The organism is Stygiolobus sp. RP850M (assembly GCF_037389295.1).
GTDB lineage: Archaea > Thermoproteota > Thermoprotei_A > Sulfolobales > Sulfolobaceae > Stygiolobus.
In genome coordinates this window covers 126,930-147,669 of sequence record NZ_JBBHKU010000072.1, presented here as the reverse complement: position 1 = coordinate 147,669, position 20,740 = coordinate 126,930, and the positions used below count along the sequence as shown (strand labels likewise).

The 20,740-nt window shown below is 35.2% G+C and carries 21 protein-coding genes; 12 read left to right on the top strand and 9 right to left on the bottom strand.

The window, feature by feature from the left end:
* Nucleotides 1-24 precede the first annotated feature (24 nt).
* Nucleotides 25-1,326, top strand: a complete 1,302-nt coding sequence (gene glyA, locus WIW52_RS10790) for a serine hydroxymethyltransferase (RefSeq protein ID WP_337701358.1) — start codon at nucleotides 25-27, stop codon at nucleotides 1,324-1,326.
* 50 nt (nucleotides 1,327-1,376) lie between these two features.
* Here the strand turns inward: glyA and WIW52_RS10785 are convergent, their stop codons facing one another.
* From WIW52_RS10785 to WIW52_RS10765, 5 genes are all read right to left on the bottom strand, one after another.
* On the bottom strand, nucleotides 1,377-1,784 hold the full coding sequence (locus tag WIW52_RS10785) for a universal stress protein (RefSeq protein WP_337701360.1): 408 nt from the start codon (nucleotides 1,782-1,784) through the stop codon (nucleotides 1,377-1,379).
* Nucleotides 1,781-2,815, bottom strand: coding sequence for a phosphorylating glyceraldehyde-3-phosphate dehydrogenase (locus tag WIW52_RS10780; protein ID WP_337710414.1), 1,035 nt, complete (start codon nucleotides 2,813-2,815; stop codon nucleotides 1,781-1,783). The genes WIW52_RS10785 and WIW52_RS10780 overlap by 4 nt, the downstream gene beginning before the upstream one ends.
* Nucleotides 2,802-4,049: a phosphoglycerate kinase gene (locus WIW52_RS10775; protein WP_337710412.1), complete on the bottom strand. Its 1,248-nt coding sequence runs from the start codon at nucleotides 4,047-4,049 to the stop codon at nucleotides 2,802-2,804. The genes WIW52_RS10780 and WIW52_RS10775 overlap by 14 nt, the downstream gene beginning before the upstream one ends.
* Nucleotides 4,050-4,089: 40 nt before the next feature.
* The gene (locus tag WIW52_RS10770) at nucleotides 4,090-4,839 is read right to left on the bottom strand and encodes a hypothetical protein (RefSeq protein ID WP_337710410.1); all 750 of its coding nucleotides are present in this window, start codon (nucleotides 4,837-4,839) and stop codon (nucleotides 4,090-4,092) included.
* Between the two features lie 294 nt (nucleotides 4,840-5,133).
* Complete coding sequence (locus WIW52_RS10765) at nucleotides 5,134-6,012, bottom strand: pyridine nucleotide-disulfide oxidoreductase (protein WP_337710409.1); 879 nt, start codon at nucleotides 6,010-6,012, stop codon at nucleotides 5,134-5,136.
* A 48-nt stretch (nucleotides 6,013-6,060) separates the two neighbouring features.
* Here WIW52_RS10765 and WIW52_RS10760 point away from each other — a divergent pair, with 48 nt between their 5' ends.
* The 10 genes from WIW52_RS10760 to WIW52_RS10715 all read left to right on the top strand — a co-directional run bounded on the left by WIW52_RS10760 (nucleotide 6,061) and on the right by WIW52_RS10715 (nucleotide 18,109).
* Complete coding sequence (locus WIW52_RS10760; RefSeq protein ID WP_337710408.1) at nucleotides 6,061-6,711, top strand: hypothetical protein; 651 nt, start codon at nucleotides 6,061-6,063, stop codon at nucleotides 6,709-6,711.
* A gap of 255 nt (nucleotides 6,712-6,966) precedes the next feature.
* Nucleotides 6,967-8,988: a protein UpsX gene (gene upsX / locus WIW52_RS10755; RefSeq protein WP_337710407.1), complete on the top strand. Its 2,022-nt coding sequence runs from the start codon at nucleotides 6,967-6,969 to the stop codon at nucleotides 8,986-8,988.
* 26 nt (nucleotides 8,989-9,014) lie between these two features.
* Nucleotides 9,015-10,427: a type II/IV secretion system ATPase subunit gene (locus tag WIW52_RS10750; protein ID WP_337710405.1), complete on the top strand. Its 1,413-nt coding sequence runs from the start codon at nucleotides 9,015-9,017 to the stop codon at nucleotides 10,425-10,427.
* On the top strand, nucleotides 10,408-11,883 hold the full coding sequence (upsF, locus tag WIW52_RS10745; RefSeq protein ID WP_337710403.1) for a membrane pilin protein UpsF: 1,476 nt from the start codon (nucleotides 10,408-10,410) through the stop codon (nucleotides 11,881-11,883). Before WIW52_RS10750 ends, upsF begins: the two co-directional genes overlap by 20 nt.
* 28 nt (nucleotides 11,884-11,911) lie before the next feature.
* The gene (gene upsA, locus WIW52_RS10740; protein ID WP_337710401.1) at nucleotides 11,912-12,343 is read left to right on the top strand and encodes a pilin subunit UpsA; all 432 of its coding nucleotides are present in this window, start codon (nucleotides 11,912-11,914) and stop codon (nucleotides 12,341-12,343) included.
* 5 nt (nucleotides 12,344-12,348) lie between these two features.
* Nucleotides 12,349-12,759, top strand: coding sequence for a pilin subunit UpsB (upsB, locus tag WIW52_RS10735; protein ID WP_337710399.1), 411 nt, complete (start codon nucleotides 12,349-12,351; stop codon nucleotides 12,757-12,759).
* 66 nt (nucleotides 12,760-12,825) lie between these two features.
* Nucleotides 12,826-13,512: an endonuclease III domain-containing protein gene (locus WIW52_RS10730; protein ID WP_337710398.1), complete on the top strand. Its 687-nt coding sequence runs from the start codon at nucleotides 12,826-12,828 to the stop codon at nucleotides 13,510-13,512.
* Nucleotides 13,463-14,062, top strand: coding sequence for a ParB N-terminal domain-containing protein (locus tag WIW52_RS10725; protein ID WP_337710396.1), 600 nt, complete (start codon nucleotides 13,463-13,465; stop codon nucleotides 14,060-14,062). The genes WIW52_RS10730 and WIW52_RS10725 overlap by 50 nt, the downstream gene beginning before the upstream one ends.
* Nucleotides 14,056-15,441 carry a glycosyltransferase gene (locus WIW52_RS10720; protein WP_337710394.1) on the top strand — a complete coding sequence of 462 codons (1,386 nt, stop codon included), beginning with the start codon at nucleotides 14,056-14,058 and terminating at the stop codon, nucleotides 15,439-15,441. Before WIW52_RS10725 ends, WIW52_RS10720 begins: the two co-directional genes overlap by 7 nt.
* A gap of 43 nt (nucleotides 15,442-15,484) precedes the next feature.
* Nucleotides 15,485-18,109 carry an ATP-dependent helicase gene (locus WIW52_RS10715; protein ID WP_337710392.1) on the top strand — a complete coding sequence of 875 codons (2,625 nt, stop codon included), beginning with the start codon at nucleotides 15,485-15,487 and terminating at the stop codon, nucleotides 18,107-18,109.
* Here the strand turns inward: WIW52_RS10715 and WIW52_RS10710 are convergent.
* Genes WIW52_RS10710 through WIW52_RS10700 form a run of 3 tightly spaced genes read right to left on the bottom strand, consistent with a single transcriptional unit; the run spans nucleotide 18,020 to nucleotide 19,968 of the window.
* Nucleotides 18,020-18,349 carry a hypothetical protein gene (locus tag WIW52_RS10710; RefSeq protein ID WP_337701386.1) on the bottom strand — a complete coding sequence of 110 codons (330 nt, stop codon included), beginning with the start codon at nucleotides 18,347-18,349 and terminating at the stop codon, nucleotides 18,020-18,022. The two genes, WIW52_RS10715 and WIW52_RS10710, sit on opposite strands and share 90 nt — an antisense overlap.
* The gene (locus WIW52_RS10705; protein ID WP_337701388.1) at nucleotides 18,342-19,244 is read right to left on the bottom strand and encodes a CBS domain-containing protein; all 903 of its coding nucleotides are present in this window, start codon (nucleotides 19,242-19,244) and stop codon (nucleotides 18,342-18,344) included. Before WIW52_RS10705 ends, WIW52_RS10710 begins: the two co-directional genes overlap by 8 nt.
* Before the next feature lie 37 nt (nucleotides 19,245-19,281).
* A complete protein-coding gene (locus WIW52_RS10700) occupies nucleotides 19,282-19,968 on the bottom strand; it encodes a DUF2192 domain-containing protein (RefSeq protein WP_337701390.1) in 687 nt (228 codons plus the stop codon).
* A gap of 53 nt (nucleotides 19,969-20,021) precedes the next feature.
* Here WIW52_RS10700 and WIW52_RS10695 point away from each other — a divergent pair, with 53 nt between their 5' ends.
* Nucleotides 20,022-20,414 carry a hypothetical protein gene (locus tag WIW52_RS10695; protein WP_337710390.1) on the top strand — a complete coding sequence of 131 codons (393 nt, stop codon included), beginning with the start codon at nucleotides 20,022-20,024 and terminating at the stop codon, nucleotides 20,412-20,414.
* Here the strand turns inward: WIW52_RS10695 and WIW52_RS10690 are convergent.
* Nucleotides 20,401-20,727 carry a helix-turn-helix domain-containing protein gene (locus tag WIW52_RS10690; protein ID WP_337710388.1) on the bottom strand — a complete coding sequence of 109 codons (327 nt, stop codon included), beginning with the start codon at nucleotides 20,725-20,727 and terminating at the stop codon, nucleotides 20,401-20,403. The genes WIW52_RS10695 and WIW52_RS10690 overlap by 14 nt on opposite strands.
* Nucleotides 20,728-20,740: the final 13 nt, after the last annotated feature.

The following is a 20,740-nucleotide window of genomic DNA, read 5'->3' as shown; positions in this document are numbered from 1 at the left end:
ATTTTTATAACCTATTTTTACCTAATGCCTCAAGTTCCCGAAGAACTTCAAAAAATCATAGAAATAACCAGAGAACAGAATAGGTGGCGAAGACTAGAAACGTTAAACTTAATTCCATCAGAAAACGTGATGAGCCCTTTAGCTGAAACGGTTTATATGAGCGATTTTATGTCAAGATATGCTGAAGGTAAGCCATATAAGAGGTTCTACCAAGGTACTAAATACGTAGATGAAATAGAAACTCTAGCTATGAAATTAATGAATGAAATAACTAATTCTGTTCACTGTGATTTAAGGCCAATAAGCGGTACCTTAGCTAATGCGGAAGTATTCAAGGTCTTGGCTAATCCTGGAGATAAAGCTCTTATAGCTCCAGTTCAGGCTGGTGCGCATGTAAGTCATACTAGATTTGGTACACTAGGCGCTCTAGGCATAGAGCAAATAGAACTACCTTACGATCCTGAGAATATGAATGTAGATGTTGATAAGGCAATTAAAATGATCGAGCAAGTTAAACCTAAATTTGTAGTGTTGGGTGGTAGCTTATACTTATTCCCACATCCTTCTAAAGAACTAGCACCTCATGTTCATGCTGTAAATTCCAGGCTTATTTACGATGCTGCTCACGTTTACGGTTTAATCACTGGAAAAGCATGGCATAATCCGCTATTAGAAGGAGCAGACATCATGACTTCATCGACACATAAGACTTTTCCAGGTCCCCAAGGTGGCGCAATATTTATCAATGACGATGAGCTATACAAAAAAGTAAGTGATACGATATTTCCATGGTTTGTAAGTAACCATCATTTGCATAGACTACCTAGTGTAGCGGTTACCGCACTTGAAATGAAATATTTCGGAGAGGATTATGCAAAGCAAATTGTGAGAAATGCTAAAGCGTTTGCTGAGGCATTGGCAGCTGAAGGATTTAAGGTTGTTGGAGAGCATTTAGGGTATACGAAAAGTCATCAAGTTGCGATAGACGTAAGGAATCTGGGAGGAGGAGCTAAGGTTGCAAAAATGTTTGAAGATGCAAACATAATTACTAACAAAAACTTATTGCCTTACGACCCACCTAGTGCTGTAAAGGATCCAAGTGGTATTAGGCTAGGAGTACAAGAAATGACTAGGTACGGTGTTAAGGAAGAAGATATGGCTGAAATTGCCAAGTTTATGAGAGAGGTAGCAATAGACAAAAAGGATGTCTCAGAAGTAAAGAAAAAGGTGATAGAGTTCAGAAAGAGATTCCTTACCGTTAAGTACACATTTGATTTAGATTTAGGACAATTCTCAAATGGTAAAGCTATTCCTCTGTTAATCTAATTTTTTCCTTTCTTTATTTCTTTTTTTTTTTAAAATTATTTAAACTAATTTTATCTAACTAGAATAACTGTAGTGGTAGCGTTAAGGGCTACGGACATAGCTACAGAACCTATATTTAACTCGCTGTTTATTGATAACCCTCTAGCTCCCATGATTACCGCGTCGTATGTGTTTTCACTTAAATACTTTAATATTTCGTTTGCTGTGCTACTTTCTTTACTTGAATATTTAAGAATCTTTAACTCATACTCTGCCCTGTCATTAACTCTTCTCTTAATTTTCTCACTAATTTCTGTCTCATTACAAGTGTCACAAGCATGAATAACTGTTATCTGTGAACCGTATCTCATAGCAAAATCTAATGCTAATTCTAATGCCCTAAAGCTATTTTCTGATCCATCTACTAATACAGCTATTTTTCTCAACCAAAAACTTACAGTGTATGTTGGTTCTGTCATATTAGATAACCTTTCATTAATCCTAATGTATCGTTAGTTATTTTAATTGACTCGTTCTTATTAGCAAGATTCATCGCAGCTCTAATAGCGTCAATATTTTCAGGCACTACTATTGATTCTTGATGAACTCCGTACATTAGGAACAGTTCATTATTTTGAGAGTAGATTGAGTCCTCAAATACTACGACCTCGGGTATGTCGTTTCTGTATCTGCCTATATCCCTAGATACTTCTATGATTTCAGCAGTAGAACCTATACCAGTTCTAGAGGAATTTATGAGAACTATTCTTTCAGTGTCCTTCAATGCAGAAATCACGTCTTCTCTTCTAACGGGTTCCTTCATTGTTATGTTCATCAAGTGCATATGCATTAGTGTTGTAGGAGCTACTACTGCCATAGATATTATGTCTATCCCCTTCATCACGGTTAAAACATCTTTTGCATGGTGGCTAGGAACTGAGGCTGGATCTGGTACTATTGAGTTAATTGGACCTTTCTTTATCTCTTTTGGGTCAGATGCCCTTCTTACCACAGTTACTCTTACTTTTTCTATTCTACTTACCTTACTGTTAATAGTGCATAAAGTTCTTAATATTCCGGTTGTGTTACAAGATACAACTCTAATGTAGTTCTTGTTAATAGCCTCGTTATAGTTACATAAGGCTGAAAAAGAGACTTCTGCAACATCCGCTTTTTCTCCTCCTTGGAATATAGCTTTCTTCCCGAACTTCTGGTACAATGGTTTGTAACTTGCTCCAATTCCATTAGGAGTTGTATCTACTATTATGTCGGCTTCATTAATCATGTCTTCTATGTATCCATTAACTTGTATCCCTGCTTTCTCAAATTTGGCTGCATTTTCTTTTGGTACATAAAGCTTGTAACCTTTCTTCACGGCGGTAAATGCTTCATAGTTGGGTGAGGTTTTCGCTACTCCCACTAGTTCCATATCTGGTTGTAATTTTATTGCATCTGCTACTCTTTTTCCAATTGTTCCGTAACCATTAACAGCTACTTTAACTCTTGCCACCTTTAGACACCCATGAGAGGTGAAGTGCTTCTAATGCCGGTAATTTGTCTCCAGCTAGAAATAAAAGTAATGCTCCTCCACCAGTGGATATATGAACTTTATTCTCATTAATTTCTATTCCTTTTTCCACCATGCTTATCATATGACCTCCCCCTATTATTACAAAACCGGGGCTTTCAAATGCTGACTTTAAAAGGCTTTTAGTTCCGTTCCTAAATCTCTCATCCTCTATGATTCCCATTGGTCCCCTCATGGTGATTACTTTTGCCTCCTTAATAAAGGATGAATAAATTTCTATAGTAGTTGAGCCTATATCTTTAATAGTTCCGTTTATGTTATTAGCAGGTTCCTCAGAGGTCTCGCCATTTTGTTTCTCTGTAACGAAGTCAACAGGTATTTCTATTGGGGCTCCGCTGAGAAGCAGTTTTCTAGCCCTTGGAATTAGGCTCAACAATCCTTTACTTTCTAGCACTTGCATGTTAGCTTTTCCAAGGTTTATTCCTTTAGCTGCAGCGAATAATTCAGCTACCAACCCACCTGTTAGAATTCTATCAGCAACTCTGTTCTTTGCTAAATGTTCAATTATTTTTAGTGTGTCACTGACTTTTCCTCCTCCTAGGACGAATATTTTTGGTGAGTCTTCAGGGTTAAATATCTTAGCTAATGCTGAAACTTCTTTTTCCATTACTTTGCCCGCAGCTGATGGCAAAACTATTGGGAATCCTACTAGACTTGGTTGGCTTCTGTGAGCTGCAGCAAATGCGTCATTTACATAAATATCAAATAGAGGTGATAATTTTCTAACCAAGAATGTTTTGGCATGTTGTGCAGGAGGAGCTTCGATTAGTTCCTCAGAGACTAATCTTACATTTTCTAGTAAATAAATCTGTCCTTTTTCTATCTTCTTGACCTTCTCTATCGCATACGGTCCTATGATGTCTTCTATGAACTCAACGTTAGTACCAATATATTTAGATAGTAATTCCGCATGTTGTTGTAGTGATATAAAGTCATCGTCACCGGGCCTACCTTGATGGGATAATATAACTATCGCATTATCTCTTTCTAGTAAATTTTTCACAGTATAAGCATGAGCTTTTATACGCGAGTCGTCTAATAACTTACCAGTTTTTTTATCTATTGGTGAGTTTATATCAATTCGTAATAGAATTTTCTTGTTAAATGCATTTACATCATCTAGTGTGGGTATGCTTAGATCCGATACTTTAATCATAAATCTCGATTAATATTAATACTATCTAGTTAATATGATTTTAGCATACAATATTAGAAGCTATTATATTTCCCCATAATAATGGAATCAAGTATTTAGTTTTAAATTTCTGTAATGATATGGAAATTTCAACGATATTATTCGACGCTTTAAGAGAAATTTTAGGTGCTTCAATACCGAAGTAAGAGAAAGAGTCATATAGTGAGTGTAAATCAATTCCATGCACAAGCCTACAAGAAAACACTCCTTCAAAAGTACCGTTGTTTAGATTATATGAAATGGAGTTACACACAGTATTTGAATTTCGCTCAACTATTTTCAGAAATAAATCCTTCATAACATAAGGGATTTCGTCAGCGTAAACCCCTTTAGGTGGGAAAAGCAATTTTACATTATCATTCTCTTCCTCTGTTTTTCTCACTAGCATGTTTATGCTAAAGAATAGAAAAGTCAGATTACAAACTCTAAGTCTACTTAACCTCATCTCACCTAAAGTAAAGTATTCATCAGAAACATCTTTGAATGCCTTGTAAAAATCAGCGTCTCTAATTTGTTCAGTAAAATATACCATTCCTTTTATTCCTATTAGTCCCTTTATTTTCTCGTCTTCTGAAATTGAAATAAAGTTAAAATTACCGTTTTTAATCTTTAATTTTTTAAAGGTCTTATCTACGGCTTTTTTCACAGTTAATGCATAAGCGTTTTTACGTATGATTAGCCATTCTCCGAACTCATCTGTAATGTTCATCTTATTATCATCGTCTCTCTTTTTGAAAAACTTCGTTATCACATTTTCAAACCTCTTTTACCATAATTGACACACTGAGATTTAAACGTTAAATAATATTCTCTAATCGTAAATCAGGTATAATTAAGATTTTTAGCGGATATACGATATATATTTAGTACGGATTACTATATAGTTTTATAAAGATATGGGAATATATTAGGGTTATTAAGCATTATAAGAGGAAAACTAATTATACCCCATCTACTATATATTAGTTTAGGGTATCCAGGGACCTATAGATGAAGGTCAACTATACGACCCCCTGAACCCCCCATAGGTCCCTGGATACTTCACTTACAGATAATAAAGTATGCCCATTTTCCCCTTTCTATAGACATAATATTTTTCAATAAACCTTTTCATGAACGCCCTTAATCTCGACTTTTTTACACTTTCATAATTACCGCCCCATAGTTTGTCACTCCTAATATGGATTGCGTAATCGCCAGAATCAATTATGTTAATAAAGACTGGTTTGAAAGGCAAGTTTAAGTTTTTCCTAATCCTTTTTCCTACATATATACCGGTTCTCATTGCAAGTTCTCCTACCTTAGGAAAACCTTTGATTAGATCCCCTATTATATAAACACCTTTATATTGCAGAAACTCATTTACAGGAAAGAACTCAAAGGGATGTGGTGGTTTACAAGGTGGTAGTATATCTTCACAATTCTCCATGATCTTGATTTTTTTATTATTCATACTCTCTATTATTGCGTTACTTACTTTTTCTCCAAGGCTAGAAAGCATATTTCCGCAATAGCTCACGTCTTTGCCTATTTTTCTTAAATAGAAGGCTAATTGTATTGCCAAGTATTCTTCTTCATTCTCGATGCTCAAAGAGATTTTCTCCTTCTCGAGTAATTTTCTTATAAAGTTTATCTGTTCGTTTCTATCACAACCTACAGCTAATACTAAATTTTCTGCGTTTATTTCCGTTCCTTCTTTAGTCTTAATCCATTTTCCTTTAAGGTCAAAGTCCTTAATGGTAGTTTTTCTAACGAAACGGAGGTTCGAGGTATATCTGTTTTTTTCCAAATTTAGTAGATTTCTTAAATAAGCAGTGTAGAAGATAAAATAATCTCTATCGCTTATAATTTCTGCTTCTCTTCCAAGAGTATAATATGTGTTTAAACCCGCATACCCCGCACCAACAATGGTTGTTTTCATCATTAATGATAAACTCAAATAATTAAAATAAAAAGTAGTTATAGTATTGTTGTGATAGTCAAAATAGCTTACGCGAGAGAAGCGGAGTTAAAGCCCCTAATTCCTCTGTTAAAAAACGACATTGATACCAGAGGTTTTACATTTGAGTTGATTAAAGTAGATAGGGAAGACGAATTAAAATTCTATCTAGATAAGGTAGACTTAGTATATATCCCACTCCCAATTTTAAATTTCGCACAGAATTTTAGTATATTGAGTAATGGAAGTTATGTATCAACCGGATTGAGGCTTCAACTATTATCAAGCACTGCAAAAAGAGTTTTAGTACCTGGGAGTAACTCAACAGAGTTCTATCTAGTCAAAATGCTCTATAATAGTGGAATAACTCCAGTTATAAGCGGTGATTACGACGCTAAAGTAACTTACGATGCAGGAGATGTAGATTTATTAAATCTTTGGAATAATGTCTGTCAAAATTCTCCATTGATTCTGAAAGTTTTAGCAACTAAGAGACTCGATGAACAAATAATTCTACAATTAAAAGTTTTGATAAGAGAATCAGCTTCCAAAATGGTTGAGAAAAATGAAGTGAGCATCTTTTCAAAGGAATTAGGATTAAAAGGTAGAAGTGCAATCGAGTGTTTCTTTAAATTGTGTAGAGAGAAAAATTTATGCTCTAATGTTTCTTACCGTTTAGTCTAAACTTTCTGGAGATTTTAACCATTTTTAGTAAGGCATACGGTGCGAATATGCCCTCTATAGGATATGAAAATCCCCAAGCATAAAAGAATAAACTAACCACCAATAGTCCTACAAGTAAGCTTATCTCCTTCATAAGATCTCTTAGCTTTTCAATCATTAAAGTGTAAGCTAATATAATTCCTAATATTACGATAACCGTTCTTTCTCAAGTATTTTCGACTATCTCTCATCCTACTTTAACCTTACTTGTGTATTATGATACCTATAGTGGAGCAGTCAATATCGTTAACATTACCTTCGGATATCAACGTATGGATGTCCAGACATGAAGATAAAATAGTCCTACACTCAGATGCAGTCAAGTCTCCTTATATCGAGATATATCCTACCTTTATAGAAAAAGGAGACTGGATTTTATGGAAAGATAATAAGGTGATAAAATTAGACGGGAATAGAAGGGAAATTATTAAGGAATATGACTCGAAATTACCTTTAGACGTTGTTTATATGAATGAAGAGATAATGCCAGTATATAAAGGTTTAAGAGGGATAGTATTTAATGGAGAAAAATATACTTCCTATTTTTCTAAATACGGTTTTAAAGTCTTTACAAATGACATCATAAAAATTATAACTCCTGAAGGCAAGGAGGTAGAGCTGGATAAACCCATTCATTACAGAATATTTAATGATTATGTATCAGTCGTTTATAGTGATTTCTCATTGACAATAGGAAGAGATGGAAGTATAAAGAAATATAAAAAGCCAGCAGTCTTCTTAGCAAGTACTTCGATTGGAGACATTTATCAAACTTTAAACGGCAGAATAATCTCTGATTCTCTTGATTATGACTTACTAGGTGTATGTTCTTCAGACGTTCATTTTCTAGGTGAGTCCTATAGTGGTATATTTATATCATGTGAGGGAAAAGTAAAGTATTTTTACAAGGGTGGATGGTCTTACTTAGGGCAGATATACAATAACCTCCAATCTTCTGATGTTAATAGATACTTAGTAGTATTAACGAATGATATTACTAACGTGTATTCATATGATTTAAAGAAAATATATTCACTTAAGAATATAAGAGCTTTAAAATCAATAGATTATAAGATAGTAGCTTTATCAAGAACTAATAGAATATATATAGTATCTCCTAATGAAGATGAAGGCCTTATAACCGTTCAAAGGGATACAATAGGCTATAAAATTGAAATAAGGGACGTGATAAAAGGTGAGGTTATCTTAGGTCAAAAAGTTGTAGAGACAAGAAGAAATTATGAGAATAATAAACTGGTAATCCACGTAGAACCCTATCTTATGGATGGTAGTCAAGTTGAAGAGATAATCAAGGTAGTAAATGAGATCTATGAGTATGAGTATCCTATTAAGCTACGAAGCGAGAAACTAAAGCTTAGTATTAAGGATGTGAAATTAAATGTCGCACTACATAATGGGAAGTACGTTAAAGATGAATCGAGCAATGCAGTATTAAAGGGTACATTAGTGTTTGATATTCCAACTAATTTACGTAAGATGGTAAGTATAAGGGTCAGAAATAAAGAGATAAGTTACGAGCTTACTGAACTAACGGGAGAAATAAATTTTGAACTACCATTTTACAAAATAGGTGACTCTGAAGAAGTAGTGCAGGTAAGAATTCATAGGGGAATTAAAGTTGAAGAAGTTTATGAATTTACGGTGAAGCCGAAGTTTGTAGAAAAAAAGGGAATAAGAACCGTTTCTACATACATAGAAGATTCTAAAAAGATAAGAGTTGAGAAAATAGTGAATGGAGATTTTATCTGGGAGAAAAGGGAGGAACACCCAGACTTTTACAATGTGTTAGTAATTGGAAAAGCAGGAGAATTCGTAAATATTGAGGGAAATAACGTACAAGTTACAAAAGGCAGGAAGGAAATAGAAATAAAGAAATCTAATATAAAGAGAAAATACATTATATATGGGTTCGAGAACCCAGTTAAGGTTGAAAGTGCCGAGATAGTGGGAGAGAACCTTTGCATTTATCTGAGGAAAAACTTGAATAACGTCGTAGTAGTCGGTATGTATGGTACACAAATTACTGTAACAGACTCCGAAAAATTAACGTTTAAGTTAGAACCTACATATGATATGGTGTCTCTTCTAGTTAATTTGGGAGGAATACAATGGAATGAGGAGTATAAGCTGCTTGATTTATTTAAGAAAGTTTTGTTCAAAGCAGTTAAAGAATCTCTAATGTTAAAAGAAGAGATCGAAACTTTCGGAGTACTCTGAGGCCATTTTTAAGTTTTTTTTGTTATATGAGCGAACAAGTTCTCGAAGAATATTATGTAGGTCCCGTGAAGGTAAACATTGTAAAGAAGTCGAGTCAATGTTTATACATTGTAGAAGAGCCTAAATTATCATCTTTTGAAGAGAAGGCTAAGGACAAGATTCTTTCAGAATTATACTACACTAAAGTGGATAATATTGAAGAAGAGATAGTAAAAAGATTACAAAGCTTTAAGTTTCCTGACGAATCAATTGAAAAGGTTCTTTACCACATAAAGAAATCCTTGCTTTACGGAGAACTTACTATTTTAATGCTTGACCCTAAGGTAGAGGAAATCGAATACAAGGGATATTTATACCCATTAACAGTAATTCATAGAGATCATTCAGAGTGTATTCGGCTATATACTAATATACATATTCAAACTGAGGAAGAGGCAATAAAAACTATAGAAAGGTTGACAAATAAGGCTAACAAGAGCATAAATATAGCTAAACCCTTCCTAGAATTTTCCCTTCCAGAGGGACATAGAGTAGCTGCAACAATTTCAAAGGAGATTTCACTACCTGGCTCAACTTTTGATATTAGAAAGTTCCCTCTAAAACCGCTAAGCATAGTAGAGATCATAAAGTCTGGAATGATTAACGAACTAACGGCTTCGTATTTATGGTTACTCATAGAGTATAAACCCTTTATCATTATCCTTGGAGCTACTGGATCTGGTAAGACCACGCTACTAAACGCCTTATTGAATTTAATTAATCCAAATTATAAGATTCTCACTATTGAAGATACTCCGGAAATAAACATTAAGAATCAAAATTGGGTGAGATTTGTCTCAAGGGCTACACTCTCCGGTAATTTCGATATTACTATGATGGATTTAGCAAAGTTATCGCTGAGATATAGACCTGATTACTTGGTTATTGGAGAGGTTAGAGGTAAAGAAATTGAGGCGTTAGTCCATGCATCAGCGTCTGGTCACGGTTCTATCACTACATTTCACGGCTCTAGACCTACCGATGCAGTAACGAGAATCACGGACTTGTTGTCAAATGACCTAGCCAAGCTGTTTCTTCAGACAGTGTGGGCTTTTGTAGTAGTCGGAAATGTAAAAGAGGGAGGTAATAGTAGAAGATCAGTGCTCTCTATCTACGAAGTAGTTACTTCTAAGTCAAAAGTTGGATTTAAGAGGGTGATAGAATGGTCTTATATGAAAACAAGGTTTACTCCTACTACTGTAGAAGAGCTAATTAAGAAATCTTCTTTATTGAGAAAACTAAAGGAAACTTATAACGTGGATCTGCAAAGTGAATTGAATAGACGTGTAAAGTTTTTACAAGATTTACAGAACTCTAAAGTCATAGGCTTTGAAGAAGTTAGTCAAAAGGTTTTGGAATTCTATGATACGGGTGGTAAGGTTGAGATGGCTAGCATGTGAAATATTCGAGGAGAGAATTAAGAAAGACTTAGAGTATGTTGGAGGAGACTTCGAGCAAGTGTGTTTAGAATATAAGAAATTGATAAGAATTTTACCTATTCTCTTAGTGGCAATAACTATCGTGTCGTTTCTTACAGTAAGATTAGTAGTGTTTAGTGAAATCGGTGTATTTTTAGTTGTCTACTTCTATCCCTTACTGTACAGCTGGTCTAAAAAGGAGGAGTATAAAAAGGAAGTAAACCAAGAGGCTCCTCTTATATCTATAATTGCATATGTAAATTCATTAATTGATAAAAATGTCCTTCAGACTATCGAAGAATTACTAAATGTAAGGGGCCTAAAGGTTCCCTCGGTAGAGTACCAGATGATTAAAAAGAGTAAAGAAGTGTTAAATGAGTCAAGTTACAAGGCGGTTGAGAGGAGAGCTATTTTACACAAAGATGATTTACTAGGAAAAATATATTCTAAGTTTCTAATTGCAGCTGACCTCGGTATATCTATAAAGGACAGAATGAGGGAGTCTATGAGAGAAATTTTGCAGTCATATAGAGAAGAGTACAAGAATTATGTAGAGAGATCGGCGGAGCTCTCTGAAATGATATTTGCAGTTTATTTATTACTGCCAATTGTTCTAGTAGGCTTTCAATTCACTTTCAAGGTAAATATCTTACAATTACTATTCCCATTGATATTTACACCTGCGTTCATATTTCTCACATCAGCAATACAGCCTGTAGGAGACTATCAAATTAAGGCTAGCTATAAATATATTTTGCCTCTGCCAGCCCTGATTTTAATTACTTTAACGCCTTTGAATTTGATTATAAAATTCGTTGCAATTATAACTATCTTGTCGATTCCTCTGTTATACATTTATCGGCAAATCCTTGTTGCAAACTACCTACTCTCTCAACTACCAGATATTTTAAATCAAGTTTCGGATTTCATGAAAATCGGTTACAGTGTTGTTACTTCGTTGACCAAGGTAAGAGCTAAAAAAGGCCTCGGTTATAAAATTCTTGAGGATATAATTAGAAAGGTTTCTATAGATAACGAGATTCCTGAAGTGAATACGTCATCTAAGCTGTTTAATAACGTGATGAATACGTTGAAGATATTGAGTAAATCTGGTTTGACCAGTGTAGGTCTAGAAGAACTTTCGGATTTGGTTAACGATATAATTATAATGAGAAATAGTATGCTGAGACAATTAAGGCTATTTGATGTTATGTTATTCTTAACACCTATTATGTTGTGGCTGACATTCTTCATGCTAGGGAATGTATTTAGTAACAGTAAGAACGTGGAATCACAAGATCTAGTGGTATTCTCCTATAGTTTTGCTATCGGTCTAATATTCTCAAAAATCTCTAGATTTGTTACATTTTACTTACCGGCAGTTATTGCTCCGCTAGTAATAGCAACAATACTTTCGGCTTTCCCTCATGGTATTTAAAGATAGATATTTTATGAGGGATTAAAAGATGCAACATAGAAGTAAAAAAGGTATTTCATCCATATTAGGTACAGTAATAGTACTTGCTATAACTATGGCATTAGGTGCTCTACTGTATGCATATAGTCAAGGCATGTTCGGTAATTTAACCCAAAACGTTAATGTGAACGCCCAAGCACAAATAATAGTAAATCCGTCTACATCTCAAGCCTATTTACAATTAACATTGGTTAATGACGGTAATGTTAACGTAAATATAACTTCAGTATATGTTAACGGTCAACCGGTGTCTAACTTCAATCTTACCAGCATATTGCCAGGGCAGACTTACCAGCACGTCTACCTTCTTAAAGGAGTATACAATGCTGGGCAATACTACACCGTAATAATATACGGAACTACTGGTGTAGGGAAACAATTTAGTGTAGCACTAAATGTTCTGGCATCTGAAACTACGTGATATATATGAAGGCGATATCCTCTATTTTTTCTTCTCTAATAGTTACATTAATCACCATCTCTCTAGCAGTCCCTCTGTTTGTATATTTTAGTAATCTTTATAACAATACGCAGAGTCAAGTTAGCTCGTCGTATAATGCTCTACAAAACGCCATAGATACTCAGATAACTTTGATCAGAGTCTCAAATAATTTGTCTGGGATTTTCGTTTATAATTACGGTCAGTATAATATTACAATAAGCAAGATAATTATATGTAATGCAACATACAATATTAACAATTTCTTGGTGAAACCACTACAAATCGTATCAATATATAACATATTAGATGCGAGCGGTTATCATGTGAACACAGTAGTCTCTAAAGACACTACTATAGTGCTACTAGCTAACGGGAATTATTACTACTTTACTTAATTTTACCTTAACTTCTAATCTTTTTTACATAATTTATTAATGTAGAGTAAAATAAGTCCTATTAGGATGTGTACGGTTTCTCAAATTTATGAACTACTTAGAAAAGCATATAAGGAGTTGAACGAGGAAGAATTCACAGCTTACTACGTTTGTAAAAGATCTGGTGATATTTTTAAAACTCTAATAGCTACAATTCTGTCTCAGAACTCTACTGATAAGTCAGCTATGATTGCGTACAAAAACTTAGAAGAAAAAATAGGTATAGAGCCGAAATTATTGCTAAACGCAAAGACGGAAGATATAATAAGTGCTATAAGAATATGCGGTCTTTCTAACTCTAAGGCAAGATATATAAGAAACGCAGCTAAGGCATTTCTAGAGTATAAACTCGAGTTTAAGGACTGTGATACTTTTAGAAACTTTTTACTTAGTATAGAGGGAATTGGCTATAAGACTGCAGATGTTGTACTGGTTACATGTCTTAAGTGCAAAGCGTTCCCGGTTGATACTCATATAAAAAGAGTGATTACCAGGTTGGGAATTTTAGGCAAGTCACCAAGTTATAAAGATATATCGAATTACTTCTTAGGTTTCTTAGAATCAGAGGATCTTCTTAATTTACATCATTTATTAATTCACCACGGTAGAAGGACTTGCAAAGCAAGAAAACCTTTATGCAACTCATGTGTATTGAAAAATTGTTGTGAGTTTTACACTGGGATGGCTAAACCCTCTAGACCTAAAGCCACATGAGGATGTAATAGAAAGTATAGTCGTTGAGAATATAAATATGTTAAAGAGATTTTGTAAAATTGTTCCTATAGTAGTAGATAGAAGCTCTCTTACGATATTAGACGGGCATCATAGGCATCAAGCGGCTGTTATACTAGGCTTAGATAAAATACCAGTAGTTCTTGTAGATTATCGTAGCGAAGATATAAAAATAGAAAACTGGTACCTTAGAATAGAGAATAAAAACACGTTTAATCTTTTCGTTAACTCCTATCTACTCGTTTCTTACGACCAGAGAAAAAGATATTGTGCAACAATAAAAGGTATTAGGATTATATGTGATGAGAGTATATTTCGCCTTTATTGGAAAACTGAACACTTAAAGCAAAAATTTGAAAAGTTAGGACTAAAAGCCGTTAAAGTAACTGAACCTGATGGGATTGCATTACCACCTATAGATAAAGAGACCGTTATTAAGTTAGCATCTATGGGCCTTAGGTTCCCTCCTAAATCCACTAGGCATGTCTATAAATTTTTTATACCGAGAGAAGAACTATCTCTAAAATGCTAATACTAGTATTACAACTCTTATTGTTCCTCTATCCTTCGCTCTTCGTATTGTATCAACTAATACTTTATTATCGCTCTAAAAAAGTTCTCGTTTTAAGTCCAGATTTAAAAGAGACAAATTTACCCTTCCTTTCTATAATCGTCCCTACTAAAGGCGAGTCATTAGACGTGATTCAAGGGTTAATAGATAACATAAATACATTAATATGGGACAAGCAAAAGCTTGAGGTAATCATAGTTTCAGATGATGATGAACAATACTTTTCTACCCTTAAGGGCACCTTAAAAATCCCTAAATACCTTAACGTTAGGTTGTTCAGGAGGGAAAAAAGACTGGGTTTCAAGAGCGGTGCACTATCTTATGGGTTTGAAATGGCGAGAGGAAACCTAATTCTGACCATAGACGTAGACTCAAGACTTCCTCGTGACGCCTTAATTAAGGCTTATGCTAAAATGATTGAGAGTGATTGCGATGCTGTCGTTTTTGAATGGAATGGATATACAAATAATATGTATTCTAACTTAGCTAAAGGATTAGTCGCTACAACAGTATTAGCAAGCAGAGCTTTGTTCAGAGGTAAAGAGAGCATAGGTTTAAGACCATTCCCAGTAGGGAGCGGAACTATATTTAAAAGAGAAGTGTTAGAAAAACTTCACGGATGGGATTACAGTCTAATACAAGACGATCTTGAAATAGGTGCTAGAATGGCATACATAGGGAAAAGAGTATGCTCTTCTGGAGTGCCGATATATATAGAGGTTCCTGATAACTTATACGGGTTTTACGTCCAACAAACCAGATGGGCATTAGGTACAGGTGAGGTATTGAGAAACAGGGTAAAATACATCTTAAGCTCACCCTATAGTTTATCTCAAAAGATGGACATGGTATTTCACCTTTTACAATATACTCCAATAATAATTACTTTCATTTTAGCGACACTGGTCGCTGTTCTCGCTCCTTTTGAGTTCGGAGATATTTTGAGGACTCCTCTGTTCTTGCTCTGGATGGCAATTTTGGTTCTGTATGCGATAACCCTCTTTATATTGGCATTAAGGTTGGGGTTGGGGTTTAAGAATAGTTTAATGGCTATTGGAGCCCTCTCTGCACTTACAGTAGCAATATCTCCCTTCATTACTATAAGCTTCTTCAAAGGTATTCTATCTAAAGATAAAGTTTACGTAGTTACCCCTAAAGGCAATGTGAAAGTTTCTTTCGAATCTAAGGTTAGAAGAATAAACGCCGTAATTGCGGTCTTTGGGCTGATGTATTTTATAGCTTCGATAATATACTTCCTTCACTCTTATATCATTACTGGTCTTTGGTTATTGTACTACTCCTCAGGTTACTTATATACGGTGTTTGGTTACAATAAATAATACAACAATCTCTTTTAAACTGATGTTACTTAATAACATTAACATGGAAGTTCAAGCTTTTAACTTTATTTCTGATGAAGAGATATATAAACTCCTTACTCCTCAAGTAGCAAAATGGTTTAAGGAAAAGTATAAGACCTTTACACCACCACAGAGGGGAGCAATTCCCTTAATAAAAGCCGGTAAAAATGTGCTTGTCTCTAGTCCGACTGGTAGCGGAAAAACCTTGGCAGCTTTTCTCGGTATTTTAGATACCTTGATCAAAATGGGTTATGAAGGTAATCTAGAGAATATGATTTACGCCATTTACATTTCCCCGTTAAGAGCGTTAAATAATGATATGCAGAGAAACCTACTTGAACCTTTGTCGGAACTCAGCTCTCAATATCCAGACTTACCTAAGATAAAAGTGAGTATTAGAACGAGCGACACTACGTCGTACCAAAAGCAAAAGATGCTTAAGGACCCTCCCCACATACTGATAACTACCCCTGAATCTTTCGGGATATCTTTAGTTTCCCCTAAATTCAGAGATAAACTCGCTAATGTAAGGTGGGTAATAATTGACGAGATTCATGAGCTCGCTAACAGTAAAAGAGGAGCGTATTTATCTGGACTTATAGAACTATATCAGAATTTGGTAGCTAAAAACGAGATAGTTAGGATCGGATTAAGTGCTACTGTATCTCCATTGGAAGAAGTAGCAAAATTTCTGGTAGGACGTAACAGAAGCTTTGAAATAATCGATGCTAGATTTGTTAAGCCAATAGACATCAAAGTTGTTTCGCCAGTAAGGGACTTAGTTCACGCGTCGGAAGAGGAGGTTAGTAAGGGGATTTATGATTTCTTGATCTCCGAAATTAAGAAATATAAGACAACTTTAGTATTTACAAACACTAGAAGTGCTGCCGAAAGAGTCTCTTACAAGCTTAGAAAATTATTTGAGGAGGAGAAGATATTTGACTCTGACTTAGTAGCTGCTCATCATAGTAGTTTGAGTAGAGATGTGAGGCTTGATGTGGAGGAGAAGCTTAAAGAAGGAAAGTTAAAAGTCGTAGTTTCTTCCACCAGTCTAGAACTCGGTATAGATATCGGATACATTGATCTAGTCATAATCTTAAGCAGCCCTAAGAGTGTAAGCCGATTATTGCAAAGGATAGGGAGAGCGGGTCATCATATCAGAAATGTGAGCAGGGGAAGAATAGTTGTTGTAGATAGGGATGATCTAGTAGAATGCACGATTTTGGCACAACTAGCAAGGCAGAGAAAAATAGACAGTATTCACATACCATCCTCACCTTTAGACGTTTTAGCCCAATTAATAGTAGCATCGTCCTTAATTTCCCCAGTTTCAATTGATAAACTATTTGAGATCATCACTAACTCTTATAACTATTCTAACCTTTCAAAGAAGCAGTTCTTGAGCGTAGTTAATTATTTAGCTGGTGGTTACGAACTGGAAGATAAAAGAGTTTATGCGAAAATCAGGCTAAAAGATAATGTAATTTACCCTAAAAGCGGAGCTAGAATGATATTCTTCCTCAATAGCGGTACGATCCCCGATGAGGCTATGATTCCGGTCAAGACAGAGGAAGGAAAATACGTAGGAAACCTCGAAGAAGAGTTCGTAGAAATTCTTACCCCTGGAGATATATTCGTCCTTGCCGGAAAGACGTACGAATTTATTAGAAGTGAGAATAACGTAATTATCGTGAGGGATGCAGAGGGACAAAGACCTACTGTTCCTAGTTGGTTTTCGGAGATGTTACCATTGGCTTACGACTCGGCACTTGAAATTGGAAAGTTCAGAGGTATGGTTGCCGAGTATATCTCTGATGGCACTAACGCGAGAGATGTTATTGAAAAGATTGCAAAAGAATATGAGTTATCGAAATCCGGAGCTAAGTCTATTTACACGTATATATACGAGCAATATATGTTCGCTGGTGTTGTACCGACGGATAAGCTAATCGTGATAGAAATTTATGATGATGAAGAGGGAAGAAGGAACTTTATCTTTCATGCCCTCTATGGAAGGAGAACCTTAGATGCTTTATCTAGAGCTGTAGCTTACGTTATGAGTAATGACCTAAAAACTGACTTAAGAATAGCAGTTACAGATAACGGATTTATAATTACGCTACCGAACATAGTTGACTATGATATAGGTTCAGTCTTAGCTAGGCTTAACCCTGATGAAATGTATGATATACTAAGTAGAGTAATAATGAGGACTGAGATGCTGAAGCGTAGGTTTAGACATTGTGCTGAAAGATCGTTTATGATACTAAAGCGCTATAAAGGTAGGGAGACGAATATTGATCGTAGGCAATTAAACTCGGAGGTTCTGCTTGGAGTTGTAAAAGAGTTGGAAGATTTTCCTGTCCTCAAGGAGACCATAAGGGAAATTTTAGAGGATTACATGGATATAAAAAGAGCGATAGAGATAGTAAGCAAAGTAAGAAGTGGTGAAATTATGGTTAAAGTAGTAGGCCCGTTCAATATTCCGAGTCCATTCGCTCATAATATATTGCTGAAAGAGTACTCTGATGTAGTATTAGCAGAAGATAAGAGAGAATTATTGAAGAAGCTTCATGAGAAGGTTGTGGAGTTCCTTAGGAATAAGGGAATTGACGTCAATCTCCAGTATACCGAGAGCAGTGAATAAGTATGCTTTTACACATTTTTTGCTACAAATAATCCATGGCACTTCCCATAAGCTCATGTATTGTAAGTCAGACAAGGAAGGTTCACAAGAGTCTTTGTGCGTATGAACTATTGCTTTTATCTCATTTGTGTATTTATAGAACTCCTCAGGATCTACTTGAAACCTATCATCTCCTTCGGCTATATTCTTCAGCTCTATTAGCTTATTATTCCTTGTAACGATTGCAATTCTTTCATGCATTTACTAACTCTTCCAATCCAGCAATAGTCTTAAGAATATCTGTTCTAGTTACTATTCCTACTACCTTTTGATTTCTAGATAGTACTAGAAGCCTACCCACGTTATATATTAGCATTTTTCTTATGGCTGTCATTATGTCGTCCTCATCCCCTATACTAATCACGTTAGTCTTCATATAATCACTAACTTTCGCCTCATAGTTTCCTTCAAAGAACGCCTTTATTATGTCTGCTGTAGTAAGTATCCCTAAGGTTTTTTCGTTCTCATCTAAAACCGGAGCCCCTCTTATTCCTTCCTTATAGAGTATTTGTGATGCCTCCTTGAGAGTCATGCTAGGTTTTAGAGCGATTAATTTTCTAGAAATTATATTCTTGACTTGAACCTTCGGAATACTAATCATTCTTGTAACATCTAGGATCAATTCCTTCCTTGAATCATCAATATGTATTACAACACCCTCTATTACGAGCCTGCTATATGGTACCGGGCCTACTTTTACTGTATCACCTACCTTTATCTTCTTTAGTTCACCGCTAACCCTTAAAAGAACTTTATTCCCAGAAGGATTAGTAATATCAAGAATCTCTATATTACTTATCTTTATATCTGTTTCGAAACCATCTTTGTATAGACTTAACTGATCCAGAATAGGTGTTATTATAGGGTTCTTTATTGTTTCATAAGCCTTGAGTGTTGGTACATATCCACCATTAGGCCCGGGCTTCGATTCAATTAATCCGAGAACTTTTAAGCTAAGAATTATGTTTCTTACGGTCCCTTCATCCTTTCCTATAACGTCTGCTACTTCCTTACTTTTTATCATTCTCTTATTCTTATTGTATAAGTCTACTAGAGCTAGAAGTATCTCCCTTTGCGTAGATGATAAATTTTGCATCAATAATTATAATCTAATTATAAATTTAAAAATCATTTCATGAGCCGATAATTTTCTTTATAGTTTTAGGACTAACAGTAAACACTTTCTCTGCTATCATAGCTATATATTCCGGCTTTGGAAGAGGATACTTTATTCCTATGTTTATAGCTATAGCCCTCTTTTGGGCTTCTAGACTCAACTTGTCTCTAATGCTCCTAGTTGCTATTCCCTCGGCTATCTTAAATGCCGTATAAAATCTTGCAAAACTGATCGCTGTGTGCTGGATTTCGTCGACGTTAACTGAGCTTAGAATACGTAATGCATCATATAGTGCCTGCTCGGGTTTGAAGGAGAATATACCTTCTATAAAAATAAGCCTTAAGGTTTTAGCAAGGCTTGATTTATCCTTATCCAGCATCTCGTAGGCTTCTAAAGGTTTATTCTCTATAATAAGCTGTGCTGCATTATCGAACTTTATTTCTGAGGGAAAGACCCTATCGAATAATTCTCGATATTCATTAAGTAAACCCAACCCGTCCTTTCCCACTACGTAAAGGCTGATTAGCTCTTTCTCGTATAATTCATCGGCTTTGAAACCTCTGATCGGTTTTATGTGTTTTTCCTCATAAGACTTTTCAAGTATTTTGAGAACTTGTTCTCTTGTAACGTTAGTGTTCTCCAGTATTTTTCCCCAAATATCGGTCAGAACCTTGACCCTCTCTTTGTATAATTCCTTAACCATGGAATTGTATTTGGCAATTTCCCTTAAAAAGGTATCAAGTAGAGGATCTAAACATGAGCATAACAAATGAAGATACTTTAAAAAATAACGTAGTATTAATTTCTGCATCAGATCTTGAAGAGGAGATAAAGGAGTTAAGGGAAAAAATAAAGAACTTAAACGATTCTACTAGTCAAGAGTTTAGTAACGTCAAGTCACAGTTGGATAGACTCTTTACAATTACTAGCTGGTTAAATATAGCCCGGTCTCAAGGTCTATGGAAAGCGAAAACTTGCAGACATGTTTTCAATGATACTTGTAACGCATGGAGCATAAGTGAACCTGAAAAATTAGGGATTCCTCAAGATGCAATAGTAGTTCTAGAGAATGGTAGTAAAAAAGTTGTGGTGGCGAAGTTTTCCGACATTTGTATAACATGCCCTCTATACGAGCCTAAGAGAACATAGCTGAGTTTATGATCTTTTTGATCTTAAGTATTTTTCTACCCATTACATTAGTCTCCTCTACAAACTCCTCTAAACTCTCCAATAAGTCGTCGAGAATAATATCTATAATCTCTCTCTTCTCTCGTTCAGTAGCTATCTTAAAAGCCTTCTCAATGGTTTCATCGCTAGGGTGGGTCGTATTGTTCAAAAACTTCGTTATTGCTGCTGGAGATAAACCCAGTTCTTCAGCTAGCTCCCTTTTGCTTCTTTTCTGTAGTAGAAGTTCAATAATCCTAGTCCTAGCCTCTTTGCTGAGATTATGGATTATGCGCATTTAAACCCATTAT

Coding starts and splice junctions, on each gene's coding strand:
- upsX (WP_337710407.1), top strand. CDS start 6,967: ATGATACCTATAGTGGAGCAGTCAATATCGTTAACATTACCTTCGGAT.
- upsA (WP_337710401.1), top strand. CDS start 11,912: ATGCAACATAGAAGTAAAAAAGGTATTTCATCCATATTAGGTACAGTA.
- glyA (WP_337701358.1), top strand. CDS start 25: ATGCCTCAAGTTCCCGAAGAACTTCAAAAAATCATAGAAATAACCAGA.
- WIW52_RS10690 (WP_337710388.1), bottom strand. CDS start 20,727: ATGCGCATAATCCATAATCTCAGCAAAGAGGCTAGGACTAGGATTATT.
- WIW52_RS10715 (WP_337710392.1), top strand. CDS start 15,485: ATGGAAGTTCAAGCTTTTAACTTTATTTCTGATGAAGAGATATATAAA.
- WIW52_RS10730 (WP_337710398.1), top strand. CDS start 12,826: ATGTGTACGGTTTCTCAAATTTATGAACTACTTAGAAAAGCATATAAG.
- upsB (WP_337710399.1), top strand. CDS start 12,349: ATGAAGGCGATATCCTCTATTTTTTCTTCTCTAATAGTTACATTAATC.
- WIW52_RS10720 (WP_337710394.1), top strand. CDS start 14,056: ATGCTAATACTAGTATTACAACTCTTATTGTTCCTCTATCCTTCGCTC.
- WIW52_RS10700 (WP_337701390.1), bottom strand. CDS start 19,968: ATGGTTAAGGAATTATACAAAGAGAGGGTCAAGGTTCTGACCGATATT.
- WIW52_RS10785 (WP_337701360.1), bottom strand. CDS start 1,784: ATGACAGAACCAACATACACTGTAAGTTTTTGGTTGAGAAAAATAGCT.
- WIW52_RS10775 (WP_337710412.1), bottom strand. CDS start 4,049: ATGATTAAAGTATCGGATCTAAGCATACCCACACTAGATGATGTAAAT.
- WIW52_RS10765 (WP_337710409.1), bottom strand. CDS start 6,012: ATGATGAAAACAACCATTGTTGGTGCGGGGTATGCGGGTTTAAACACA.
- WIW52_RS10695 (WP_337710390.1), top strand. CDS start 20,022: ATGAGCATAACAAATGAAGATACTTTAAAAAATAACGTAGTATTAATT.
- WIW52_RS10750 (WP_337710405.1), top strand. CDS start 9,015: ATGAGCGAACAAGTTCTCGAAGAATATTATGTAGGTCCCGTGAAGGTA.
- WIW52_RS10710 (WP_337701386.1), bottom strand. CDS start 18,349: ATGCATGAAAGAATTGCAATCGTTACAAGGAATAATAAGCTAATAGAG.
- WIW52_RS10705 (WP_337701388.1), bottom strand. CDS start 19,244: ATGCAAAATTTATCATCTACGCAAAGGGAGATACTTCTAGCTCTAGTA.